Annotated in this window: 8 protein-coding genes, 1 tRNA gene and 1 other RNA gene; 8 read left to right on the top strand and 2 right to left on the bottom strand. The window is 46.7% G+C overall.

Translation table 11 applies throughout. From position 1 onward, the window contains the following. Nucleotides 1-34 precede the first annotated feature (34 nt). Together KNP06_RS14840 and KNP06_RS14835 are read left to right on the top strand one after the other, a co-directional pair. Nucleotides 35-124: transfer RNA gene (locus KNP06_RS14840), tRNA-Ser, on the top strand. Nucleotides 125-292: 168 nt separating this feature from the next. Beyond that, entirely contained in the window at nucleotides 293-1291 is a 999-nt protein-coding gene (locus tag KNP06_RS14835) for a hypothetical protein (RefSeq protein WP_214712903.1), read from the top strand. 42 nt (nucleotides 1292-1333) lie between these two features. On the opposite strand, the gene KNP06_RS14830 is transcribed toward KNP06_RS14835, so the two are convergent. After that, the gene (locus KNP06_RS14830) at nucleotides 1334-2005 is read right to left on the bottom strand and encodes a deoxynucleoside kinase (RefSeq protein ID WP_021065290.1); all 672 of its coding nucleotides are present in this window, start codon (nucleotides 2003-2005) and stop codon (nucleotides 1334-1336) included. Continuing rightward, nucleotides 2002-2637 carry a deoxynucleoside kinase gene (locus tag KNP06_RS14825; protein WP_034781893.1) on the bottom strand — a complete coding sequence of 212 codons (636 nt, stop codon included), beginning with the start codon at nucleotides 2635-2637 and terminating at the stop codon, nucleotides 2002-2004. Before KNP06_RS14825 ends, KNP06_RS14830 begins: the two co-directional genes overlap by 4 nt. Before the next feature lie 121 nt (nucleotides 2638-2758). Between KNP06_RS14825 and tadA the strand changes: the two genes are divergently transcribed. The 6 genes from tadA (at nucleotide 2759) to KNP06_RS14795 (ending at nucleotide 6528) form a co-directional block, all read left to right on the top strand. Further along, a complete protein-coding gene (tadA, locus tag KNP06_RS14820; protein ID WP_214712901.1) occupies nucleotides 2759-3259 on the top strand; it encodes a tRNA adenosine(34) deaminase TadA in 501 nt (166 codons plus the stop codon). 53 nt (nucleotides 3260-3312) lie between these two features. Continuing rightward, an RNA gene (gene ffs, locus KNP06_RS14815) (signal recognition particle sRNA large type) lies at nucleotides 3313-3581 on the top strand. Between the two features lie 94 nt (nucleotides 3582-3675). Then, nucleotides 3676-5352: a DNA polymerase III subunit gamma/tau gene (gene dnaX / locus KNP06_RS14810; protein ID WP_214712900.1), complete on the top strand. Its 1677-nt coding sequence runs from the start codon at nucleotides 3676-3678 to the stop codon at nucleotides 5350-5352. Nucleotides 5353-5367: 15 nt separating this feature from the next. Then, nucleotides 5368-5685, top strand: a complete 318-nt coding sequence (locus KNP06_RS14805; protein WP_034781885.1) for a YbaB/EbfC family nucleoid-associated protein — start codon at nucleotides 5368-5370, stop codon at nucleotides 5683-5685. 22 nt (nucleotides 5686-5707) lie between these two features. Further along, nucleotides 5708-6307: a recombination mediator RecR gene (gene recR, locus KNP06_RS14800; RefSeq protein WP_021065285.1), complete on the top strand. Its 600-nt coding sequence runs from the start codon at nucleotides 5708-5710 to the stop codon at nucleotides 6305-6307. After that, nucleotides 6304-6528 carry a YaaL family protein gene (locus KNP06_RS14795; protein ID WP_034781883.1) on the top strand — a complete coding sequence of 75 codons (225 nt, stop codon included), beginning with the start codon at nucleotides 6304-6306 and terminating at the stop codon, nucleotides 6526-6528. The genes recR and KNP06_RS14795 overlap by 4 nt, the downstream gene beginning before the upstream one ends. Nucleotides 6529-6894 lie beyond the last annotated feature (366 nt).

Genomic DNA, 6894 nt, shown 5'->3' with positions numbered 1-6894 from the left:
CTCCACTTTCTTTTTTTTACACTTTTTTAAGCCTGGAGTTGTACCCAAGCCCGGCTGAAGGGGACGGACTCGAAATCCGTTAGGAGTCGTAAGGCTCGCGTGGGTTCGAATCCCACCAACTCCGCTTGTTTTGGCATCTGCATGGGCAGATGCGTTTTTTTTTATGGTCGTAGACTCCGGTCTGCGGCTTTTTTTGTTTGTGGCAATCCGACGAAATCTGGCTAAGCCGCGCGTAAACCGGGAATCTACATAGAGTAGACTATAGTGGCGCGTAAGGAAGGAGATGAGCGTCATGGATTGGATTGAGATGTATATCGATGAGGTCGTACGGCATGTTCCTCCGAAACGGCGCGAGGAGGCGGCTACCTCGATTCGGCAATCGATTGAGCTGGCATTGCCCGAACATCCGACTGAGGCGGACGTGAAACGAGTGTTAGAAGAGAGTGGGCATCCAACCGTCGTTGCCGCACGTTATAAGGAAGGACAGTATGTCATCGGACCACGCTTTTTCCCAATGTATGTGACCGTAATTAAACTTGTCGTTCCAATCGTCTTAGCTGTCGTTTTCTTCGGTCTCGTGTTGTCTAGCATGCCGACGTTCTCAGGACCGCTTATGCCGACGATCGGCACATTTTTGACGAACATGTTCGATGCGCTATGGGAGGTCGGGATTCAGCTCGTGTTTTGGATTACGCTCGTCTTCTTTTTGATTGAGCGCTATGCACCTGATGATGTACCGGCGCCAGATATGAAATGGGATGTGTCCAAGCTGAAAGAACGGGTGAAGGGCGGTCGAATCAGTAAATTTGACGCAGGGTTTGGGTTGTTTTGGACAGCTGTGTGGTTTGGCGTGTATATTAACGCCGAACAGTTACTAGGGATTTATGAATCTACGAACGCGGGGTTCACGATGATCACTCCCATCTTCAATCAAACGTTCCTGATGGATGTGATTTGGTTATTTGTGACCGTCATCTTGCTTCAAGTCGTACTTGGGGTATGGAAATGGATGAACGGACATTGGACGTATGCGCTCGCTTCGTTTAATTTGATCTACAATATTGCCTCGGCAACGTTCATCATCTGGATGGCCAGTTCCCCACAGTTACTCGACCCGCGATTTTTGAACTGGATCGAGACGAACGTTCCGAACGGCGTGCTCTCGTTCGATTGGGTATTTGGATTGGTCGTCGCCATCACGATTTTGGCAGCAGTGTTTGATTCCATCGACGGTTTCCGAAAAGCTCGGAAGACGCCGACGTACCGGAAACCTCATATCGCCCACACATAAAAAGAAGGTGCACCGCTCAAGCGAGCGGTGCACCTTCTTTACTTATCTGACTTTCGCTTCGCGAGCGATCGTCAATTGTTTCTCGATTTTCTCCAAAATGAGTTCAACCGAGTTAGGGTCATTGATCAAGTCATACTCTTCGATTGAGAGACGAAGTACAGGGCAAAGGTTGAAGTTGTTGATCCACTCCGTATAACGAGCGTACATCTCTTCCCAATATGTGATCGGTGTTTGTTGTTCCATCTCGCGCCCGCGCATTTGAATGCGGTCGAGTACTTGCTCGAATGAGCCTTCAAGATAAATGAGAAGGTCAGGGTGTGGGAAGAATGGTGTCAGTACCATCGCTTCAAACAAACTTGAGTACGTCTCGTAGTCGGTTGGAGACATCGTCCCTTTCTCATAGTGCATCTTGGCAAAGATGCCAGTATCTTCGTAAATCGAGCGGTCTTGGATAAAGCCGCCGCCGTATTGGAAGATTTTCTTCTGTTCTTTGAACCGTTCAGCCAAGAAATAGATTTGAAGGTGGAAACTCCAACGCTCAAAATCATGATAAAATTTATCGAGATAAGGGTTCGTGTCTACTTTCTCAAGTGAAGTGCGGAAGTTGAGGGCATCGGCAAGTGAGTTCGTGATCGTTGATTTACCGATTCCGACCATTCCACCGATCGTGATGATCGTATCGTTCGGAATGTTATATTTTTCATTCAGCGTCATTTGATTTTTGCTCCTTTAGTCAATTCTAATTCACGTTCGATCGTCGAGAGGACGTGCGTCAAATCATCCGGATTTTGGACGAAGTCGAGCTCATCTCCGCTAAACGAAAGAATCGTCACTTCGGGATGCGTCGCGCGGTATGATTCGATAAACGTTTCATAATCATGAGCGAGCTGTTCGAGGTAATCGCGAGACATGTTCTCTTCTACTTCACGTCCACGCAAGGCGACACGTTTCATTAACGTCTCGATGCTGGCGTGTAAGTAGATGACGACATCAGGTTTCGGCATATCGTGTGTCAAAATCTTATAGATTTGCTCATATTTGTTCAAATGAGCTGGTCTCAGGGAACGGTGAGCGAAAATTAAGTTCTTGAAAATATGATAGTCAGAAACGACGGATTGCTGTTGACTCAAGTGGTGTTTGTGGATATCGTCTAATTGCTTGAAGCGATTGCAAAGGAAGAACATCTCCGTTTGGAAGCTCCATTCGTCGATATCTTCATAAAACTTGCCGAGAAACGGATTCTCTTCTACAATTTCATTCAGCATCTGCATTGAAAAGTGCTGACTGATGATATGGGCCAGTGACGTTTTCCCGACACCAATCGGTCCCTCTACCGTTATAAACATATGATGTCATCCTCCATTATCCAAAGTGCAAGTTCCATTCTAGCATACAATGAAGTGGATAGGGCGAGCGAAATGATTTTCATTTTTTTTCATAATAAGTGATTAGAAACGGAGTGTGTATATGGAACGAGATGAACGATTTATGAGGCTTGCCATTGAAGAAGCAAAGAAGGCGGAAGCAATCGGCGAAGTCCCGATCGGATGCGTCATCGTTAAAGGTGATGAGGTGATTGCCGTCGGTCATAATCGTCGGGAAACCGACTTGTTGGCAGCGGCCCACGCCGAGATGATTGCGATTGAGCAGGCAAACCAGACGCTCGGCAATTGGCGTTTAGAGGATTGTGAACTGTTCGTCACGTTAGAGCCGTGCCCGATGTGTGCAGGGGCCATCGTGCTGTCTCGTGTGAAGCGGGTCGTCTTTGGTGCCCGCGATCCGAAGGGTGGATGTTGTGGGACGCTCATGAACCTTGTTCAAGACGAACGCTTCAATCACCAAGCCGAAGTAACCGAAAATGTTTTAGCAGAAGAGTGTGGCGAGTTGCTGACGAGCTTCTTCCGAAACCTTAGAGAACGGAAGAAGCAGGCGCGGCTTGAACAGAGAGGTTGCAACCCACCTGATTAAACAGTATAATGTAATAGCACTCAACGTGGTGCCTAACTTCATTTACCCATTTGCCGTGCTAGGCGGGGAGGTAGCGGTGCCCTGTAACTCGCAATCCGCTATAGCGAGACTGAATTCCGATTCGAGGGAGTGCATTGGTGTGGCCTGTCCTCGTGTAAGTGGCGTTGACGTCTGAGTCCTGCGCAACGGTCACCCATGAACCAGGTCAGGTCCGGAAGGAAGCAGCCTTAAGTGGTGACGTACCGTGTGCCGCAGGGGTGCTTGGGCCGAGCAAACTGCATGAGTAACGCACATTGACGTGCTTTCAGAAATCGGTGCGCGGCAGATTTATTTAATAACTTCAATCTACGGCCCCAGGGTTGTAGATTTTTTTGTATGATGAAATAGAGAATGTAAGGAAGAAAGGAGGCGGGGACATGGCGTATCAAGCGTTGTATCGGGTTTATCGTCCGCAGTCGTTCCAAGAGGTTGTCGGTCAAATTCATATCACACGCACGATTCAAAATGCGTTGCTTGAGGAACGAATGTCACATGCCTATTTGTTTTCGGGTCCACGAGGGACCGGGAAGACAAGTCTGGCGAAAATTATCGCGAAAGCCATCAACTGCGAGACGGCGCCTACACGAGAGCCGTGTAATACGTGCCCGACTTGTATTGCAATCACGGAAGGGACAAGCCCGGACGTGTTTGAAGTCGATGCGGCTTCAAATAACGGGGTCGACGAGATTCGAGAAATCCGGGATAAGGTCAAATATCCGCCTTCTCAAGCGCGCTTCAAAGTATATATCATCGATGAAGTGCACATGCTTTCGACAGGTGCCTTCAACGCCTTGTTAAAGACGTTAGAAGAACCGCCGGCGCATGCCATCTTTATTTTGGCGACGACAGAACCGCATAAAATTCCAGCAACTATCATCTCGCGTTGTCAGCGTTTTGATGTGAAACGGCATGAAGTCGGTCAATTGCAGACACGTATGGCCTATATCTTGAACGATCAAGATTATGACTATGATCCAGAGGCGCTCAAGCTGATTGCCCGTGCTGCCGATGGTGGGATGCGCGATGCACTCAGCCTACTCGATCAAGCGCTCGCTTTTAGCGATGGCCGTTTGACCGAAGACGCTGTGCTAGAAGTGACCGGCGCGGTGACGGATGATGCTCTGCTCGATATGGCTTACGGCTTACAGCAAAAGCAACTTGATCAAATTTTGAGTACGTTGGAAACGATGTTGCGTGAAGGTAAGGATTTGAAGCGATTCATTGAAGATCTCGTATTCGTTCATCGTGACGCCTTACTATTAAAGGCCTCACCTCAAGCGGTCGATTTACTCGAACGCGCTCGTCCGACAGAGACGTTCCGACAATTTGTTGAAGCGACGTCGACAGATGAGCTATTCCAAGTGATTGAAGAGTTGAATGATTGTCAGCAACAGATGCGATTATCGAATCATCCGAAAGTTTTGGTAGAACTAACGTTTATTCGTATCGCCGAACAAGGGCGGACGATGACAGAACAGATGAAACAACTTCAAGAGCAGGTCCGTGAACTGAGTCGCGAGTTGAGTGAGGTCAAAAAAACGGGAGTCCCTGCAGCGGAAGCAACAACAGAGAAACCTAAAGTTGCCAAGCGAACTCAAATTCGAGTCCCGAAGGAACGCATCCGTCAATTATTGCAACGAGCGGAACGACAGCATTTAAACGCAATACGTGATAGCTGGGAAGATATCATGGGGAATATCCGAACGCAGGATGGTCCAATTTTTGCACTATTCTATGAGAGTGAGGCTGTGCTTTGTGCTAGTGACACCTTACTGGTACAATTTAAAGATGGGATGACGTGGCACTACGAGCAAGTTAGCTCGAACGGTCGCACGCGAGACGTGATTGAACAAGCCTTGTTTGAAGTGACGGGAATTCGTCGAGAAATCATGGCCGTACTAGAGACCGATTGGGTTGAGTTGAAGAATGAGTTCATCCTTCGTAAACAAGCTGAACGTTCGGATCATAAAGAAGAGGAAGTGGTTGAAGAAGATCCACTTGTCTCGAAGGCCGTTGAACGTTTCGGTGACGTCGTTGAAATTGAAGAAGTTTAAAAGGAGGCGCTCTACATGCGTGGAATGGGAAACATGAACAATATGATGAAGCAAATGCAGAAAATGCAAAAAGATATGGCGAAAGCTCAAGAAGAATTGAAAGACTTGACTGTTGAAGGTACGGCAGGTGGCGGCATGGTAAAAGTTATCGTCAGTGGACATAAAGAAGTGCTAGATGTCATCATCGCTGAAGATGCTGTCGATCCAGATGACGTCGAAATGTTGCAAGATCTTGTTTTGGCAGCAGTTAACGACGGGATGAAGCAAGCTGACCAACTCGTTAATGACAAAATGGGACGTTTTACGCAAGGGATGAACCTTCCAGGCTTTTAAGTGAAGAAAGGAAAGATGTGAGTTGCAATACCCTGAAGCGATCGGACGTTTGATTGAAAGCTTTACCAAATTGCCGGGCATTGGTCCGAAAACTGCCATACGTCTAGCATTCCACGTATTAGATATGGAAGAAGACGATGTGCTGACGTTCGCTAAGGCTCTTGTCAGCGCTAAGCGTGATATTAAATATTGTACGGTATGCGGGCATATTACAGATGTTGACCCATGCGCGATTTGTACGGATTCCCATCGCGACGAGACGGTGGTCTGTGTTGTTCAAGATTCTAGAGATGTGATTGCGATGGAGAAGATGCGAGAGTATCGTGGGAAGTACCATGTCTTGCATGGGGCGATTAGCCCAATGGAAGGGATTGGCCCTGAAGATATTAACGTATCGAGTTTGTTGACGCGCCTTCAAGAGAATGAAGCGATTAGTGAAGTGATTTTGGCGACTAACCCGAATATCGAAGGGGAAGCGACTTCAATGTATTTGTCCAGGCTGTTAAAACCGACTGGGATTCGTGTAACGCGTCTGGCGCACGGTTTACCTGTAGGCGGCGATTTAGAATATGCGGATGAAGTGACCTTATCAAGAGCGATGGAAGGTAGACGCGAACTATGAGGTGGTTTCGCAAACCTCTCCGAGACGGATATGACCAACGATTTTTGTTAGAGCTGTTAGATGCTAAGGCGAAGTACGAATCGAAACGTCACATACTTGAAGTGAGTATCGAAGACACTGGGGAATTAGCAGCGCAAGTTAAACAAGCGGAAGCATTGTACTTCTTTTATTTAAAAGAGGCGAAGCAACGCAAAGTTTCACTTTCGAATTTAAGATCGTAAGGCGAGATATTCCATCTCGCCTTTTTATATGCCGAATGGTTAGGTCCATTCAACGGTCACTTTTTTCTCTATATAATGAAGGAACTAGAAACGCGTTCATCATTTCCTACAAAAAACGCAGAGACTGAAAAATAATTTAAAGTTTTTCTGAAAAAGTTATTGTGCATTTAAAGTTTTATTGATATATTAATAGACGTCGCCGAGAGCGGTTTTAAAAATCTAAAAAAGATATTGACTTCTCGTTAATAGCTTGTTAAGATATTTAAGTCGCCAAGAACGACAGACGAACTTTGAAAACTGAACGATGAGGCAAAAATAAGTTTTACAATTTTTGAATGAAGCGCAAGCTTCGTCATTTTTAAAGAG

The sequence above is a fragment of the Exiguobacterium sp. s21 genome (assembly GCF_018617975.1).
Classification (GTDB): Bacteria; Bacillota; Bacilli; order Exiguobacteriales; family Exiguobacteriaceae; genus Exiguobacterium; species Exiguobacterium mexicanum_A.
This window is presented reverse-complemented; position numbering and strand designations above follow the sequence as displayed.